At 40.4% G+C, this 16,831-nt stretch carries 20 protein-coding genes and 1 tRNA gene; 13 read left to right on the top strand and 8 right to left on the bottom strand.

Annotated features, from left to right (window positions below):
• Positions 1-113: 113 nt before the first annotated feature.
• On the bottom strand, positions 114-722 hold the full coding sequence (locus J5X91_RS16950) for a paraquat-inducible protein A (RefSeq protein WP_208835278.1): 609 nt from the start codon (positions 720-722) through the stop codon (positions 114-116).
• Between the two features lie 241 nt (positions 723-963).
• Between J5X91_RS16950 and J5X91_RS16945 the strand changes: the two genes are divergently transcribed.
• A complete protein-coding gene (locus J5X91_RS16945) occupies positions 964-1,530 on the top strand; it encodes an alkylphosphonate utilization protein (protein WP_011327013.1) in 567 nt (188 codons plus the stop codon).
• A gap of 147 nt (positions 1,531-1,677) precedes the next feature.
• Positions 1,678-2,487 carry an META domain-containing protein gene (locus J5X91_RS16940; RefSeq protein WP_208835277.1) on the top strand — a complete coding sequence of 270 codons (810 nt, stop codon included), beginning with the start codon at positions 1,678-1,680 and terminating at the stop codon, positions 2,485-2,487.
• Positions 2,488-2,543: 56 nt separating this feature from the next.
• On the opposite strand, the gene rlmJ is transcribed toward J5X91_RS16940, so the two are convergent.
• The gene (rlmJ, locus tag J5X91_RS16935) at positions 2,544-3,383 is read right to left on the bottom strand and encodes a 23S rRNA (adenine(2030)-N(6))-methyltransferase RlmJ (RefSeq protein ID WP_208835276.1); all 840 of its coding nucleotides are present in this window, start codon (positions 3,381-3,383) and stop codon (positions 2,544-2,546) included.
• A gap of 238 nt (positions 3,384-3,621) precedes the next feature.
• On the opposite strand from rlmJ, the gene zapB reads away from it, so the two are divergent.
• From zapB to J5X91_RS16890, 9 genes are all read left to right on the top strand, one after another.
• The gene (zapB, locus tag J5X91_RS16930) at positions 3,622-3,852 is read left to right on the top strand and encodes a cell division protein ZapB (RefSeq protein ID WP_011327009.1); all 231 of its coding nucleotides are present in this window, start codon (positions 3,622-3,624) and stop codon (positions 3,850-3,852) included.
• The gene (locus J5X91_RS16925; protein ID WP_011327008.1) at positions 3,852-4,157 is read left to right on the top strand and encodes a cell division protein ZapA; all 306 of its coding nucleotides are present in this window, start codon (positions 3,852-3,854) and stop codon (positions 4,155-4,157) included. The genes zapB and J5X91_RS16925 overlap by 1 nt, the downstream gene beginning before the upstream one ends.
• A gap of 59 nt (positions 4,158-4,216) precedes the next feature.
• Positions 4,217-5,233: an MBL fold metallo-hydrolase gene (locus J5X91_RS16920; protein ID WP_011327007.1), complete on the top strand. Its 1,017-nt coding sequence runs from the start codon at positions 4,217-4,219 to the stop codon at positions 5,231-5,233.
• A 56-nt stretch (positions 5,234-5,289) separates the two neighbouring features.
• Complete coding sequence (locus J5X91_RS16915) at positions 5,290-6,759, top strand: LysM peptidoglycan-binding domain-containing protein (protein WP_208835275.1); 1,470 nt, start codon at positions 5,290-5,292, stop codon at positions 6,757-6,759.
• 70 nt (positions 6,760-6,829) lie between these two features.
• The gene (locus J5X91_RS16910) at positions 6,830-7,324 is read left to right on the top strand and encodes a peptidylprolyl isomerase (protein ID WP_011327005.1); all 495 of its coding nucleotides are present in this window, start codon (positions 6,830-6,832) and stop codon (positions 7,322-7,324) included.
• A 31-nt stretch (positions 7,325-7,355) separates the two neighbouring features.
• The gene (locus tag J5X91_RS16905; RefSeq protein ID WP_208835274.1) at positions 7,356-8,084 is read left to right on the top strand and encodes an SDR family oxidoreductase; all 729 of its coding nucleotides are present in this window, start codon (positions 7,356-7,358) and stop codon (positions 8,082-8,084) included.
• The gene (locus J5X91_RS16900) at positions 8,081-8,920 is read left to right on the top strand and encodes an amidohydrolase family protein (protein WP_208835273.1); all 840 of its coding nucleotides are present in this window, start codon (positions 8,081-8,083) and stop codon (positions 8,918-8,920) included. The genes J5X91_RS16905 and J5X91_RS16900 overlap by 4 nt, the downstream gene beginning before the upstream one ends.
• 49 nt (positions 8,921-8,969) lie before the next feature.
• The gene (locus tag J5X91_RS16895; RefSeq protein ID WP_208835272.1) at positions 8,970-10,535 is read left to right on the top strand and encodes a S41 family peptidase; all 1,566 of its coding nucleotides are present in this window, start codon (positions 8,970-8,972) and stop codon (positions 10,533-10,535) included.
• A gap of 3 nt (positions 10,536-10,538) precedes the next feature.
• Complete coding sequence (locus J5X91_RS16890) at positions 10,539-10,922, top strand: hypothetical protein (protein ID WP_011327001.1); 384 nt, start codon at positions 10,539-10,541, stop codon at positions 10,920-10,922.
• 70 nt (positions 10,923-10,992) lie between these two features.
• On the opposite strand, the gene J5X91_RS16885 is transcribed toward J5X91_RS16890, so the two are convergent.
• The 4 genes from J5X91_RS16885 to J5X91_RS16870 form a co-directional block, all read right to left on the bottom strand.
• Positions 10,993-12,168 (bottom strand): mandelate racemase/muconate lactonizing enzyme family protein, encoded by a 1,176-nt coding sequence (locus J5X91_RS16885; protein ID WP_011327000.1) that lies wholly within the window; start codon positions 12,166-12,168, stop codon positions 10,993-10,995.
• A 27-nt stretch (positions 12,169-12,195) separates the two neighbouring features.
• Positions 12,196-12,963: a class II aldolase/adducin family protein gene (locus J5X91_RS16880; protein WP_208835271.1), complete on the bottom strand. Its 768-nt coding sequence runs from the start codon at positions 12,961-12,963 to the stop codon at positions 12,196-12,198.
• A gap of 142 nt (positions 12,964-13,105) precedes the next feature.
• Positions 13,106-13,429, bottom strand: a complete 324-nt coding sequence (locus tag J5X91_RS16875; protein ID WP_011326998.1) for a c-type cytochrome — start codon at positions 13,427-13,429, stop codon at positions 13,106-13,108.
• Between the two features lie 175 nt (positions 13,430-13,604).
• Positions 13,605-14,144: a DUF2058 domain-containing protein gene (locus J5X91_RS16870; RefSeq protein WP_011326997.1), complete on the bottom strand. Its 540-nt coding sequence runs from the start codon at positions 14,142-14,144 to the stop codon at positions 13,605-13,607.
• A 265-nt stretch (positions 14,145-14,409) separates the two neighbouring features.
• Here J5X91_RS16870 and J5X91_RS16865 point away from each other — a divergent pair, with 265 nt between their 5' ends.
• Positions 14,410-15,558 carry an MFS transporter gene (locus tag J5X91_RS16865; protein WP_089367625.1) on the top strand — a complete coding sequence of 383 codons (1,149 nt, stop codon included), beginning with the start codon at positions 14,410-14,412 and terminating at the stop codon, positions 15,556-15,558.
• On the opposite strand, the gene J5X91_RS16860 is transcribed toward J5X91_RS16865, so the two are convergent.
• Entirely contained in the window at positions 15,525-16,025 is a 501-nt protein-coding gene (locus J5X91_RS16860) for a prolyl-tRNA synthetase associated domain-containing protein (RefSeq protein ID WP_011326995.1), read from the bottom strand. The two genes, J5X91_RS16865 and J5X91_RS16860, sit on opposite strands and share 34 nt — an antisense overlap.
• Position 16,026: 1 nt before the next feature.
• Entirely contained in the window at positions 16,027-16,413 is a 387-nt protein-coding gene (locus J5X91_RS16855) for a hypothetical protein (RefSeq protein WP_011326994.1), read from the bottom strand.
• Between the two features lie 167 nt (positions 16,414-16,580).
• Here J5X91_RS16855 and J5X91_RS16850 point away from each other — a divergent pair.
• Positions 16,581-16,656: transfer RNA gene (locus tag J5X91_RS16850), tRNA-Ala, on the top strand.
• Positions 16,657-16,831: the final 175 nt, after the last annotated feature.

The following is a 16,831-nucleotide window of genomic DNA, read 5'->3' as shown; positions in this document are numbered from 1 at the left end:
GTTCTAGGTTCTAGGTTCTAGGTTCTAGGTTCTAGGTTCTAGGTTCTAGGTTCTAGGTTCTAGGTTCTAGGTTCTAGCGAAGTTTATGATAACTGAATAGTTAATACAAACCTTTATATATTTTTTGCATCGGGTTTAATAAAACTACTCGCGGCAATGGCAAATAAGCAATAACCGGTAAAATACCAAAAGCCATTCCCCAGTTCGGCGTGCATTTTAATTAGCCCACCGGTTCCACCCTCGGCATTGCCTGCAAGGTAAGTAACAATAAGTGCAATAACAAACACATCTACCATACTCCACTTACTCAAAGCGCAAATAGTTACTCCCAGATTTTGCTTAAACTTACTCGCTGGCAATAAGCAAAAGACTAATTGCATCAGTAACTTAATAGTCGGTATTACAATTGAAAAAAAAGCCACCAACACCGCCACTAAATAATTTTTATTATGAGCCAGTTCGTTAACCGTTCCCCAAATGCTGCGTGTTTTTTGATAAGCACTTATCTCACCTTCAAGCTTATCTAACCCAAACATGCTTGATGCCATCATCAGCATGTTTCGAGTGTTGCGGTCGCCTTCATCGGCAATCATCTCAATGCCTGTTTGCGCTAATTTAGACTTATCTATTTTCCCCTCTAGGGATAATACAGGCTGGGTAACACCGGGAAGCAATAAAGCTAAAGCAATTAAAATACTAACTATAGGGAGAAGTAAGCGCATAACATATCAAAAAAATAAACCATCATGCGCTTATCATACGCAAACTTAAACGCTGCGTCTTGCTCAATGCTAAACCGAGTTTGCTGTATTTAATTATTGTAATTTGCAGTTACAAACAAGATATAACCATACTTTTTATATGGATATGCGCTAATCCTTAGTGCAAATGTACACAAAGAGCCCAGATGGAGGTATAATAACCACATAATATTTTTGTAAAAACAGCATAAGAGCCTCCTATATGAGCATTGAACAAGCCTTAGTAGAACGTAGTAATAACCAATGTGAATTATGTGCAGCAACAGATACTTTATCTGTGTACGAAGTTCCGCCAGTTAAAGAAGCCCACTCAGATAAATGCATTTACACTTGCCAAGTATGTAAAGATCAAATTGAAGACACCGCTGAGCTAACCCCTACCCATTGGCATTGTTTAAACGACAGCATGTGGAGCCAAACTCCTGCAGTTCAAGTAGTTGCTTATCGTATGTTGAGCCGCTTAGCTGCCGACAATGGCTGGGCACAAGACGCCCTAGACATGATTTACTTAGAAGAAGATACATTAGCATGGGCTCAACAAGTACTTGCTGAAGATGACGACCTAAAGCATCTTGATAGCAATGGCGTAGTACTTAAAGCCGGTGATACCGTAACGCTAATTAAAGATTTAGATGTAAAAGGCAGCAGCCTAACCGCTAAACGCGGTACTGCAGTACGTAATATTGGCTTAACCAGTAACCCTGAACATATTGAAGGGCGTGTTGATGGTCAACGTATTGTAATTCTGACCAAGTTTGTTAAAAAGTAAAAACATTTATTTAGGGCGCATAAGCGCCCTTTTTTACGCGTTGTAACAATCACTAAGTCAAACTTTTACTCCTCAATTAAGCCTTGATTAAGTAACTAAGCACTATCATCATTTAAAATCATCTAATTTAGTATTAAAGGAACAACGATGTTTAAACGTAAGCCAAGTTCAATTTTAAAATCGGTAGCAGGGATCAGCTTCTTAGCCAGTGGCGCATTGGTATTATCTGGATGTGATGATGCTAAGAACACTGCACAGGCAACACAGGCAGAGTCAACAGCAACGCTAACAACTGAAGTTAGTTACCTTGATCGCAGCATGTTGGCGCCTAATTCACAGCTAACAGTAACACTTGCCGATGTATCTAAAATGGATATTAAAGCAACCGTTATTAGCCAGCAGGTTATTGATTTAAATGGTGGTCCTCCTTATTCAGTAGAGCTTGCCTACGACACTAACAAAATTAATAAAGCACTTAGCTACAGCGTTAGTGCACGTATTGAAAATAATGGTGAGCTACTTTACACCAGCACAAGCAATAACAACCCATTCGCAGCAGATGCACAAACCAGCCCGTACAAAATTGTGGTTACAAAAGTAGATCAAAAACCAGATGTTGATTTAGCAAATACATATTGGAAAGCAATCACTTTAGCTGGCGATAATGTTACGGTTACAACAAAAGAACCTTTCATTCAATTTAGTAATGATGGCAAAGTGCATGGATTTTTAGGCTGCAATAACTTTAACGGTGGTTATGAAGTTAATGAGCAAACAGTAACTTTTGATCACATAGCGGCAACGCAAAAAATGTGTCATGAAAACATGGATCAAGAAGCGGCAATGTCTAGCATGCTAAGTAAAGCTGCGCAGTGGCAAGTTAATGGCGAATCGTTGAGCTTAAAAGATGAAAAAGGTGAGCAACTAGCTACCTTTAAAGCCGTTTACTTTAACTAAAATAACTGCAGTAATAATTAAAATGCCCAGTTTAACTGGGCATTTTGCTATGTGGGTTACTCTGCGACTAACTGCTCGCTGCGATAAAAACCACTTGATTCACTCAATACACTCACCAGCTCTGGCAACACCTCATCCATAACCTGTTTTAATTTCCACGGTGGATTAATTACTATCATCCCAGAGGCAGTCATGCCATGCACGTCGGTATCGGCTTTGGTAGCTAGCTCAAATAATTGAATATTACGCATGCCAGAGTCAATCAGGTCTTGCTCCATGTTGTCAATGCGGCTGCGGTCAACAACAGGATACCAAATCATGTATGTGCCGGTAGCAAAGCGCTGGTACGCTTGCATCAACGTAGTAATAACAGTGTCGTAATCGTCTTTGACTTCATAAGGTGGGTCTATTAACACGCAGGCTCTACGCGATGCAGGGGGTAATAAGCCAACCAAACCAGCAAAACCATTTTCGCCACGTACTCGAATCGAACGCTTCCCTTGCATGTTCTCCTCTAGTAATAACAAATCACGTGGGTGCAGCTCAAAAAACCAGCCTTTATCTTGGCGGCGTAAAAAGTGTTCCGCAATTTTTGGCGAACCCGGATAAAACTCTAAATCGGCTGTTTGGTTAAACGATTTGATCAGTGCAATGTAGTCGTTTAAAGCTGAGTGTTTACTAGTGTGTTGCCACAGTTTTTCAATGCCGTCTTGATACTCTTGTGTTTTTTGTGCATCGGCCGCTGCTAATTCGAAAAAGCCCGCACCCGAATGAGTGTCTATATAATCCAGTGGCTTATCTTTTAAAGTTTGGTAACCTAACACTTGTGCTAACACTAAATGTTTAAGTACATCGGCAGGGTTTCCGGCATGAAATGAGTGTCTGTAACTAAGCATTATTTATTTTCGCCATACGCTATTTAATAAAAACAGTGAACCATAAGCACTGTACTTTGACAACCTATCCCCTGATAAGCGGCCATTAAAATGAACCATTTCTGAATGAAAAAGCCAATACACTGAATTATCCCTTAACAGAGAATAAAAATCAGCTAAAACCAGCGTAAATGCTGGTAAATAAACAAACTTTGCTTTACATTTGCATTACCTTAATTACAGTTATATGAGCGCCTTTATGAATAACAACACTCTTCAACAACTCGAACAACTGATCGACCAATTAATTCAGCGTAATAATCAATTACAAGCTGATGTATCTAATTTAAAAGAACAAAATAGTAAACTCGCTGACGACAACGAGCTTTTGCAATTAGAAGCCCTTGAAAACGAAGAAAAGCAAAAAGATGCCAGCACTACTTTATCTGGCCTGCTTGATAAGTTACAAAGCGCACAACAGGCTAGCTAATGTCTGAGCTGCAAAACCAGCGAGTCACTGTTGAATTGCTTGGTAAAGAGCAGCAATTTGCTTGCCCACCTGGGCAAGAAGAGGCACTTAAAGCGGCAGCTAAAAATCTCAATGATTTGGTTGAGCAAATGAAACAACGCTCTACTGTTAAAAATGAGCAAAATGCCCTACTTATGGCAGCCTTAAATTTAAGCCACGAATTGCTAGAAGCAAAGACTATAAAAGCTGTTGATCTGCAACACCAAGATCAACTCATTGATAAGTTGAGTCAGCACTTATCAAATGACTCTAAACATAATAAATAAAAGCGCCTAGAGCGCTTTTATTTATTACGCAGCTTTTAAACCATAATAGAGAGCGTTATATGAAGTCAGCCCTGCGTTTATTTAAATTAAGTAAGTACCTACTACTGCTTAACTCTTTTTATTTTGCAGCCAATGCTAACGCCGATGTTACGTGGGAGAAAATAAGTCCCAATATTCAATTTTTAAAACAACAGCATAAACTACGTTTTTACGACTCAAACCAAGTATTAATTGAAGGTAGTAAATGCGCACTGTTAGTAGATACCAGCGGCAACTTTGCTGCAGTAGAACAACTTGCTAGCGATTTAAAAAAGCACTTAACAACACCTTTGTGTTACTTAGTGGCCACTCATTTCCATGACGATCATTTGCTGGGGATGGCTGTAATGCAGCACTTTTACCCCGATGCGCAATTAATTACCCATCAGCAAGTAAAAACTGACTTTGCCCTTTATCAGCAAGCATTTAACGATAAGCTAGAAGGATTCGAAAAAAGCATTGAGCTTAGCTACCAACGCTTAGCAACACTCCCCGAAAATGAGCAAGCGCAGTGGCGTACAAAGTTAGAACGCGCTAAACAGCGCCTATTCCGATGGCAAAAATATCAACTCAATGCACCTGAAATAAGCATAAACACCAATAAAACATTAGACTTAGGCAATTTTGAAATTACTTTAAACGCCCACCAAGCACATACCAATGGCGATTTAACCATTACAACTAACAGTGGCAGCACTTTGATTGGTGGAGATATTGTTGACTGGCTTCCCTACCCTGGCCACGGCGAGCTAAGCAGCTGGCGCGCACTGCTACAACAATATATTAATGACTCAGTGCTAAAAACTATAATTCCTGGTCATGGTGAACTAACTAATAAGTCGCAACTGCAGCAGTCGCACGCATTTTTAACCGCCATTACAGAGCATGTAGCTAATAATAGTGGGCAAACAATAGAGCAGTTAATGCTGTCATTTCCTGATGTCGCGATTAAACCCTACATGCAAGAGTCGCTTAATGCCAAGTCGAGTAATTTATTTTTACAAGCAGGATTAATTCGCGCGATAAACGCAAAATAACTCAACACAACGGACTGTGTTAAAATAGTAAAAGGATTTTAATAGAAGTGAATGTTATGCGCAGTTTGGTTTTAGCTTGTTTAGGTGTTTTTTTATTTGGCTGTGAAACCACCAAGCCAGAGCCTATAGAAGCACCGCAAATATTTACTCACTTTAAGCCAAGTTACAGCGCCCCTAGTGAATTAAAAACACCGCAAAGCACAAAAACTAACTTACACATAACGCCGCCTAAAAACACAAAAAATAAAATAATAAAGCCACCAGCTAAAACAACTGACTTATGGCAGTATATCGCTAATAATCTGCATTTTCCTATTGAGCAAAATAAAGCGCTAAAAAAGCGTATTAACTGGTATTTGCAGCAACCCGATTACCTGCAAGTTATGAGCAAACGAGCTGCTCCGTATTTATACCATATTGTAAAAAAAGTAGAGCAACAGCAACTACCAATAGAGTTAGCCCTACTGCCTTTTGTAGAGAGCGGATTTAGACCCACTGCACACTCATCGCAGCAAGCCGTTGGCGTATGGCAACTGGTAGGAGCAACTGCACATCATTTTGGGGTTAAGTCGGATCAATGGTATGACGGCCGCCAAGATGTACTTGCCGCCACCGACGCAGCCCTGGCGTATTTAAGTTACTTATATAAACGCTTTGATGGCAATTGGCTGCACGCTCTCGCCGCTTATAATAGCGGTGAAGGGCGAGTTAAACGCGCGATTAAACAAAATAAAAAGCACGGTAAAAGCACTGATTACTGGTCGCTAAAATTACCTCAAGAAACCGCCGATTATGTACCCAAGTTACTGGCACTAAGCTACTTAGTTAAACATCCGCAACAAGGTTTTAAACGCCCAAAGCTCGCTTACAAAGCATTGACCACCCATATGAATGTAGGCCAACAATTTGATTTTTCAATCATTGCCAAGCTCTCTGGAGTAGGCTCTAAGCAGCTACATGCACTTAATCAAGGGTATTTAAAAAATCAAAGTTCACCCAATGGTCCGCATACGTTATTACTGCCAATTGAGCAACAGGCACTATTAAACAGCTCGTTTTTTAAAACTAACTTTGCTGGAGAGTACATAGTTAAACAAAACGATACGCTTTACAGTATTGCTAGGCGCTTTGGCATGCCTGTAAGTGCCTTAAAGCAACTTAATAATAAACAAAACAACTTAATTGGCATTGGTGAAAAATTACTTGTTGGCCAGCCCAAAACACTTCCGGAATCATTGACTGTTGATTATAAAATTAGCCCCTACCTTGAGCATCAAGAAGTGGTAATTGCAACACTCGAAATAGACTATGAAGTGCAACCAGGCGATACCTTGTGGAGCATTAGTCAGCTTTACAATGTGCCGCACAGTGACCTAGCTAAATGGAATAAACTGTCAGCGTCGAGTATGCTCAAACCAGGTATTCAATTAGTGTTATTTATTCCTCAGGCCGAAAAGCCTCAAGTAACAACTATTAAAAAAGATTTACTGTTAGATCTACAAAAAACATTAAATCAGCCACGTTAAGTTTCTAAAAAAACATATTTCGCGTAAAATTACGCTCTAACTAATACAGTCAAAATTTAAAGAGATAAGCATGCAAATTAGTAAAAATTCAGCCGTTGAATTTCATTACACCCTTAGCGAAGCCGGTGAGCAAATAGAAACCAGTACTAACGAAGCGCCTCTTACTTATATTCATGGCAGCGAAGGCATGCTTCCTGGTTTAGAAAATGCGCTGGAAGGCAAAGCCGCTGGCGAAAAGTTTAGCGTTACATTAGCGCCAAGCGAGTCATACGGCGAACGTGTTGATAACTTAGTACAACGCATTCCGTTAAAGCATTTACAAACACAAAGCAAAGTTAAAGTATGGAAACCAGGCATGACCGCAATGGTAAGCTCGGATCAAGGTCGTCATCAGGTAACTATTATTAAAGTAGGCCGCTTTAATGCCGATTGTGATTTAAATCATCCATTTGCAGGTAAAACACTGACTTTTGATGTTGAAGTAGTGTCGGTACGTGAAGCCACCAGCGAAGAAGTATCGCACGGCCATGTGCATGCAGCAGGCGGATGTGGTCACTCTCACTAATTAAAAAGTAATAACAAATAAAGGAGCAAGTATGTCAAAAGTGGCTATTGTTACCGGCGGCACCAAAGGTATTGGTTTAGCGGTAGTACAGCGCTTACTAGCAAGCGGCTATGAAGTACATAACCTTGATATAACACCAAGTAACTTTGGTGAGTTTCATCATTGTGATGTAAGCGATGTCACTGTTGTACGTCATTGTATTAATGCCATAGTTGAGCAAACGCAGCGCATTGATGTACTTGTTTCTAATGCAGGAAAACATTTAAGCGCCAACATAGAAAGTACCGATGAGCAAACTCTCGATGCACTATTTGCGCTTAATGTAAAAGGCGCGTATGCGGCAGTGCAAAGTGTATTACCAATAATGAAAACCCAAAACAACGGCGCTATTGTGCTTATAGCCTCAGATCAGGCAATTATAGGTAAACAAAATTCATTTGCTTATAACCTGACTAAACACGCCCTTGCTTCTATGGCAAAAACCACCGCGCTTGATTACGCGAGTTTTAATATTAGGGCTAATGCCGTGTGCCCTGGCACTATAGAAACACCGTTATTTCATAACGCCATAGACGCTTACTGTAAAAACAGTGGTGCCAATAAAGCACAAACAGTAGCCGAAGAGGCGGCATTGCAGCCACTTAACCGTTTAGGCCAAGCTGATGAAGTAGCCGCTTTAGTGAATTTTTTAGTCAGCGATGATGCAAGCTTTATCACCGGTAGCTTGCAAAGTATTGACGGTGGTTATACAGCGCAATGAGTAGTGCTATTATTGACCCCCATGTGCATTTTTTTAATCTACTTGAGGGGCAATATACTTGGTTACAAGGCGCTAACCCGCCGCCATGGCCTAACTTAGACAAAATAAAGCAGCCGATCAGTGCTGCGCAATTAATGCAAGATTGCGACTTTAAACTTGCAGGCTTAGTGCATATTGAAGCGGGGTTTGATAACAGCGCACCTATAAACGAGCTTAACTGGCTCACCAAGCACTTGGCTGGCATTACTTACAAAGCCGTTAGTTTTGCCCAGATTGATCAAAGCAATCAGCTATTTAGCCATGCGCTCAGTAACCTTTCCCATCCAAGCTTAGCGGGCATTAGAGATATTACCCAAGGTGATGACGCCAAACGTTTGCTCAGCAGTAATTGCTACAATAACTTTGAAACGTTACAGCAGTTAAAATTACATTTTGAAGCCCAGTTTGAGCTTGAAAACCATATTATAGTTAAGCAAATTGCTCAATACGCCAAACAGTTTCCACAGTTACAAATTATACTTAATCACGCAGGTTTACCCCACAATATGCCAGCGTGGCAGCAAGGCATTAAATTACTCGCCAAGTACCATAACATTGCAATTAAGTTTTCGGGATTTGAGTTACTTAAGCTCAATAGCGGGCAGCAAGCACAGTGCTTTAATATTATTTTTCAACACTTTGGCGAGCAAAGAATAATGTTTGCGAGTAACTTCCCCGTTTGCCAAATCAATACCCAATATAACGACTTATGGCAGGCACACTTTAACTTATGTAGTAACCAAGCGCTTTGGCAGCAATTAAGCTATAAAAACGCTAAACACTGCTATCAACTCTAAATAAAAGCCGCTATATTTAAATTAATCGTTTAAAAATAGAGCTTCTTATATGCACTCTAAAATTCGTGACAAAAAAACAACAACACTCGCTTCTTTAGCACTGCTTAGCGTTTTATCTGGGTGTGGCGGCGGTAGCGATAGCGAGGGCCTTACTCCTAATAGCAATACCAATGGCTGGAGCGCAGGGGTATTTGCCAGTGCCAGCCAATTTAAAGGACAATGCCAAGCAAGTAATGAAAAAAACTGGCTGCGTTCGTGGAGTAACGAAACCTACCTTTGGTACGATGAGATAATAGATACCGATCCAGCGCTTACAAGCGGCGTAGTTGCTTATTTTGATACCTTAAAAACCAATGAACTGACCGATTCAGGCGCTAAAAAAGATAACTACCACTTTAACTTACCTACCGATGAGTGGCAGCGCCAAAGTCAATCAGGGGTAACCTATGGCTATGGCTTTAATATAAAAATACTTGCTAGCAGCGCGCCACGCCAAGCCGTTATTAGCTATACCGAGCCAAATACACCTGCGAGTAATCAAAACCTTGCTCGTGGCTTTGAACTTGTTGCTGTAGATGGCATTGATTTTGTAAATACGACTTCCAGCAGTGAAGTTGCTCTTATTAGTGCAAGTTTGTTTCCTGAGCAAACAGGTAAAACGACCGAGTTTGTATTTAAAGACATAAATACTAACCAAAACCGTACCGTAACACTCACCTCGCAAAATATTACCTCGCAACCGGTAGTCAATGTGCGTACCGACTTAGCCGATGGCGATGTGGGTTATTTTCAGTTTAATAGCCATAATGCGATTGCTGAAGATCAGCTCTACAATGCATTTAACCAATTTGCAGCAAGTAACATTAAAGACTTAGTGATTGACGTACGCTATAACGGCGGCGGCTTTTTACAAATGGCCAGCCAAGTAGCCTATATGATTGCGGGCCGCGCGAACACCCAAGGAAAAGTGTTTGAGCGTACTGTTTTTAACGATAAAAATCCAAATACCAACCCGGTAACTGGGCAAACACTTAGCCCAATGCCGTTTACTAATCAGTTTGTGGGATTTGCCGATAACCCTGCAACTGTGCCCGGTAGCGCACTGCCAACATTAAACCTAAACCGCGTATTTGTTCTCACGACTAGCAGCACCTGTTCAGCAAGCGAAGCCATTATTAATGGTCTGCGCGGCGCCGACATTGAAGTGATCCAGATAGGCTCTGGTACCTGTGGCAAGCCTTATGGCTTTTATCCTACCGATAACTGCGCAACCACCTATTTTACCATTCAGTTTAGCGGTATAAATAATAAAGGTTTTGGCGAGTATGCTGATGGCTTTGCGCCAAAAAACACTATTGATAACGCTTTTCAACCCGTATTATTAAATGGTTGTGCGCTTGCCGATGACTTTTCTCAGCCATTAGGTAATGCCAATGAAGCACTGCTTAAAACAGCGCTTAACTATCGAAATACCGGTAGCTGCCCTGCGCCAAGCTCCATAAACAGTAAACAAGGTTTTGCACCTGCTATTACAACTGATTCGCCTGAAGTAAAAGATACGCGAATTCAAACCTTGCTTGAGCAAAATACTATTCTTAGCGATAACATGAGATAAACCATGAAAGTACGCCGACTTACAGTAATCGCATTTATAACAACCGCACTCAGCGGCTGCTTAGCACAAAGCGCTGAGCCAACTCCTAAGCTGCAGCATGCGCTATTAGTAACACCTAATAGCATAGCAGTAGCTAATGCTATTGCCAGCTTGCTGCATAGCTCACAAGTGCAATTAGCCGATGATGTATTTACTACTAACAGTACTGTGACGCTCGATAAACTCAACCATAAAGACTCTATGGGTAATCCTATTATGGGTAAGCAGCTTAATATGCCCGACCAGTTTGAGTTAATGATTAAAGGCAAGCAATGCTTTGTTCGCCATCTTGATAGCAAAGCAACGCAGCAGTTAAAAGGCGTACAGTGTAAAATTAATCAGCTATAACAATAACGCCAAATAGCAAAAGCCGCGTAGTGAGCTATCACTACGCGGCTTTTTAATCTGTATGCTAAAACTATTTAATTTCTACACGCTGCGAGCGCATTACAATCTCATCGTTTAATTCAATACCAATACCTGGCTCTTCCGACACTTGAAAAAAACCATTTTTAGGTTGAGGATCTTGCAGACACAACTCACGGTTCCATTTTTTAATCGCATAAGTATGATGCTCATGAATTAAAAAGTTAGGAATGGCTGTTTCTAAATGCAGTGAAGCTGCAGTCGCTACTGGCCCGCCGCATACATGCGCTTGAATGCGCACATCAAAAATATCGGCGTAGTCACACACTTTTTTCGTTTCGGTAAAACCACCACATAAACCAATATCGGGTTGCAATACATTAATACTTTGATCTTCTAAGTATGGGCGTACACCCCAGCGGTTATACAAGCGTTCACCACCAGCAATTGGCACGGCCACTTTATCAGCCACTTTGGCATGCAATGAATGGTTTAAATAGTTAACGGGTTCTTCAAAAAACATGCAATCGAATTCTTTCGCTATTTCGCCCAATTGAATTGCCGAAGTCACCCCTGGTAAGCTATGGCATTCAAAAATAATATCAACTTCGTCGCCTACCGCTTCACGAATCGCTTGCATACGCGCACGGTACAACTTCATTTCAGCGCGGGAAATAATATTAGTGCGATCGTAGTAAGTATTGCCGTCTTTATCGTACTGAATTGGGTCTACTTTTACTGCATCGTAACCCTCGGCAACCGCTTTTAAAGCCGCTTCGGCGTATTCTTGTGGCTGCACTAATGCTTTAAACTCGCTATCCCAGTCAAACTGTAGTTGCGATGCATAAGTGCGTAATTTATCGTTAACCTTACCACCAAGTAGTTGATACACAGGTACACCCAGTGCTTTACCTTTAATATCCCACAGAGCAGTATCAATCGCACTCATTGCAGCATATACAACAGGCCCACCACCTAAACCCCAAAAGCTTTCACGTAACATACGCGACCAAAGCTTTTCGGTTTGAAATGGGTCGTGGCCAATTAAAAATGCATCGGCCATTTCTTTGATCATAGCGGCAGCAGCGCTGTGGCCTAAATCGTATGCAAGGCCCGCTTCACCCACACCACTAATGCCTTCATCAGTATGAATACGTACAAATACTGGAGTCCAAGCAGGACGATCTGGGCAATGAATATCAAACACTTCAACGCGATTTACTTTCATGAATATTCCTTATTAACCTTTAAATGGTTATTTTGCAAAACTAGGATCAAGTCGGTACGCTTTGCGCAGCATAGCTGGCCACGCTAACTGCCCGCCAGTACTACCACTGTGCACTAAATTTGCTTGATTATAAATATTGTCGATTATAGGCTGCGGGACGCTAATAGCCTGCTGCGAACTGGCTTGAATAGCGAGCTGTATTTCACAGGCGCGCTGTAAATCATAAAAGCGCATAAAAGCATCGCCCACCGTTGGCCCCACTGTTAAGCCACCGTGGTTAACTAATAACATATGGTTAGTATTGCCTAAATCATCTTGTAAGCGTTTTCGTTCATCATCGTTAACCGCTAACCCTTCGTAACCATGATACGAAAGCGACGGCAAAGAGAACATGGAATACTGACTTAGTGGCAATAAGCCATTTTTTTGTGTAGCAACAGCTATGGTTTCTTTCGTGTGTAAATGAATCACACAATGCGCATCGTCGCGTACTTCGTGAATTGCGCTATGAATAGTAAAGCCAGCTGGATTAATATTAAATGGCGTGTCGTCAATAATATTGCCGCTTAAATCTACTTTAACTAAGTTAGAAGCGCTGATTTCATCAAAGGTTAAACCAAAGGCGTTCACTAAGTAATGATCACTGCCCGGTATCCGCGCCGATAAATGCGTGTAAATTAAATCGCCCCAACGAAAATGATCCACCAACCTATAACAGGCTGCTAGATCAACTCGTAGCTGCCATTCTTGTGCTGATACTTTATTTTTTAAATCGAGCTGGGGTAAATCAAACATAATAAGCCTTTAAATACACATAAGATCAATTGCGCAATAGATGTTTAGAAGTCTAAATTAGTATTTAGGTTATAGCAATCAGGAAATAAAACAGCCACACTAGGTGTGGCTGTTTTTTAATAAAAATAATTAACTGCGTTTATTATTTTACGTTTGCAAGGTAATCAGCAATTGCAGCAAACTCTTCATCTGTTACGGTTGCTACCATAGCTTTCATAGCCATAGACATACCATTACTGCGCGCACCTGATTTAATGTCTTTCATTTGTGCAACTAAATAGTCTTTATTTTGACCATTTAATTTAGGGTACATGCCCATAATAGGTGCCTTACCTTCTGCGCCGTGACACGTTTGGCAGTTTTTAGCAGTGTAAAGTGCAGCACCATCTGCAGCAGCTGCATTAAATGACAAGCTTGCGGCTAAACTAATACCCGCGCCTAATAAAAGTGTTTTAATTTTGCTCATTGTATTTACTCTTCTTTTTTTGACGGTTAAAAAACTGTTCTGGTGATTGTAGTCAACAACACTATAAAAAGCATACGTAACTAATAGCATTTGACGATCAATCAGAACAAATACATGTACAGCTCATTTAAGTTAACTTTAGCAAAAATTAAATGAGTCTACACTTAACTAAAATTTACCACGTTAAATCATCTGGTATTTCAAAATCGGCGTATGGATCGTCTTCATCTTTTACTTTGCTTTCTGGCTCAACATGAAAAACAATATAATGTTCATCTACTTCAGCTACTTTACGTGCCGGTTCGTCTTCTAATACGTAAAATCGGCCTTCGAGCACACAAATAGCTAAGCGACCACCCGATAACGCTTTTTGCGTTCTTTCGTTTACTTCAATGCTCTTTACTTTGTTTTCGTAAGTAAAGTTAAAAGTACGCTCACCACGTATTGCTTCTTGGTTATGGTGTTCTAAAATTTGTTTAACACGGGCACTTTGCTCGCGCTGCTTTAAACTACCTTGGCGTGCCTGGTTAAGCTCTTCTGCTTTTTGTTGCTGCTCAAGTTTTGTTTGTTGAATATGCTTTTGTAAATCGCTAGGGTTACTGGTTGCACCCTTTTTTTGCTTTTTTTGCTGCTTACGCTTTTCTGATTTAGCAACTTTAGCTTTATGCGATGTTGTTAATCCTGCTTGGAGCAATTGCTCTTGAAGTGACCCCATGGCTCTATTCCACTAAAAACTAATATTAAGACTATTTTAATCACCAATGCCGGCAAATAACAGCGCTATCATCATTAATCTAACAAACGACGATAAAAACACCATGATTTAGCGCAAAGATAGCGACTCTTTTAGTAAACAATTACTTATTACTGTTTATGGGCATACCAAATAGTCGCTTAAAGTATTCGTTTTTAGATTATCAAACACAAGGGATTTTTAATATACTGCCACTTAACTATTAGTTACTCGCCAAGCTATAATAATGCGCCTACCTCACTTGTTGCTTTGCTCTGTATTTATTTTTTTTGTACTTTACGCTCCACAACCACTGCTTGGCCTATTTGCAGTTGAGTTTGGTGTTGCCCCCGCCGTTGCTGGCAGCTTAATGACTGCGGCTATGCTACCACTGGCTATTGCGCCTTTAGTGTATGGGTTGTTTTTAACTAAACGTAATCCTTTATTTATATTACGCATTGCTATGTTGTTATTGGGAGGATGCTGTTTATTATTTGTTTACGCCCCCACCTTTGAGCTGCTGTTATTGGTACGCTTTTTACAAGGCCTAATATTACCAGCGGCATTAACAGCCATGACCAGTTATATTGGCATGAGTTTTAGTGCCGATACACTGCAAAAAAATATGACAATCTACATTGGCAGCACCATAGTAGGCGGCTATTTTGGGCGTGTTCTGGCAGCTATTTTTAGCGATATATGGCACTGGCAAAGTTTTTATTATTTTATTGCCACCATGCTCATTTTGCTTGCGTGGAGTATTCCCCATACCCGCTTTAAAAGTAATAACGTTAAATCAATACTTTCACCACTAGACTATATTAAACAACTGCGTGAAGGGCCGCTGCTAAAAGTGTATGGTGCGGTATTTTGTATGTTTTTTTGCTTTGCCGCTTTACTTAATTATTTACCTTTTATTTTGCAAAATACTTTTTTAATCACTAATACTCGCGACATTGGCTTGGTTTACAGTGGTTATTTAATCGGCGCTTTAGCGTCTATTACAACACCTTGGTTACTTAAAAAAGTGCCCTCTGCATGGCATTTATTAACGGCTATATTTTTGTTTTACAGTATTAGCATTGTCATGTTAATGAGCCACCAGCTAATAGTGTTTTTAGCCGCATTTACATTATTTTGCGGGTCTATGTTTGTGATTCACTCAACTGCCGCTCCCTTAGTTAATAAAATAAGTAAAGCACCACCGAGTGTTACTAATGGCGGGTATGTATCGTTTTATTACAGCGGCGGTGCACTTGGGTCGTTATTACCAGGGGTGATATACCAGCATCATGGGCAAACCGCATTTATGGCAGCTTTATTGGCTGTTTGCCTATGCGGCTTGATGCTGGTTATATGGGCTTACCTTGAAGGTAAAAATACTACGCGAGGCTGATGCTCAGTAAAGTTAAAAAACTGCTCTAAGTCTGCTTTATTAAGTAACCAGGTTTGGGTGTTTTCAAACGGATGACAATGAAATAGCTCACCTTGCCAAATATCTTGATCTAGCCAAACGCTTACTTCGTTTTGCTTGTCGTTCATTAGGCTAAGCATAGATACACACCCAGGTGCTACTTTTAAATAGCGCGCTAAACGCTCGCTTGAGGCAAACCCTAACCGCGATAACCCTTGTTGTTTTGACAATACTTTTAAATCAAGTTGCTTGTCATGGGCGGTTATAACTAAAAAGTGCCGCTTACCTTCATTATCACGTAAAAATAAATTTTTAAGTCGTGTACCTGGGCGCTCCACCATAAAGGCATCGGCATCTAAACTGCCATGTAATGGTGGGTGCTCTATCACCTCATAATTAATATTTAACTGCGCTAATAGCGCTGCTAACTTTGTTTTATCAGCTAACATACTACAAACAACGTCCTCTTAATTGCACACTTAAATCACGCCACAGTACCTCATTAATTTCATGCTTAGCGGGGCAATAGTTGCGTGTTTCAAGCTCTTTATTTAACAATTCAACAGCTTGATCTTCTAACTGCAATTTTAAAATACTCGACTCTTCAAAATGCTCTTGCGCTGCAAAACGCTCAAAGTCACTGCGGGTAAACTTTTTATCTAAATTAATGTTCTGGCGGCTTTTAGCCTTTACCGATACTACGTAGGCAAATAGCTTATTTCCTTGTTCATCTTGTTTTTCATGAAACTGTTTATTATTTATTTCATAAGGTTGCTCGTCACTTGAGTTAGCACAGCCAACAAGCAAAACCATCAGTACTAAGGCATACTTTTTCATTTTTAATTGTCTTTTTACTGAATATTGTTGTTGAGTCTACCAAAATTTCATCTAAACGGTAAAATTAGTGAAAAAATACTTGACCTATTTTATAAAAAATCTTAAAGTTCGTCCCGCTTGAGAATCAGCAATCAAGCTTTTACGTAATATGTAAAATTTAGGAATGTGGGGCTATAGCTCAGCTGGGAGAGCGCCTGCCTTGCACGCAGGAGGTCAGCAGTTCGATCCTGCTTAGCTCCACCACTTTCCTACTCCCTCTTTAGTATTGTCTCAAAGCCATCAATTTATTCGCTATTTTATCGAAATTTTCCGAGAAAACCCATTGATCGACGCGAAGCGGCGTCGATGGGATGAATCGGAATAGTTAGCCCTGCTCTTGAATGTATTTTCGAATTGTATCAGCAGCCGCATTTCCAAC

The organism is Pseudoalteromonas sp. K222D, from assembly GCF_017653575.1.
GTDB lineage: Bacteria > Pseudomonadota > Gammaproteobacteria > Enterobacterales > Alteromonadaceae > Pseudoalteromonas > Pseudoalteromonas nigrifaciens.
Note: the sequence above shows the minus strand (reverse complement) of the source record. Positions and strands in the feature narration are given on the sequence as shown.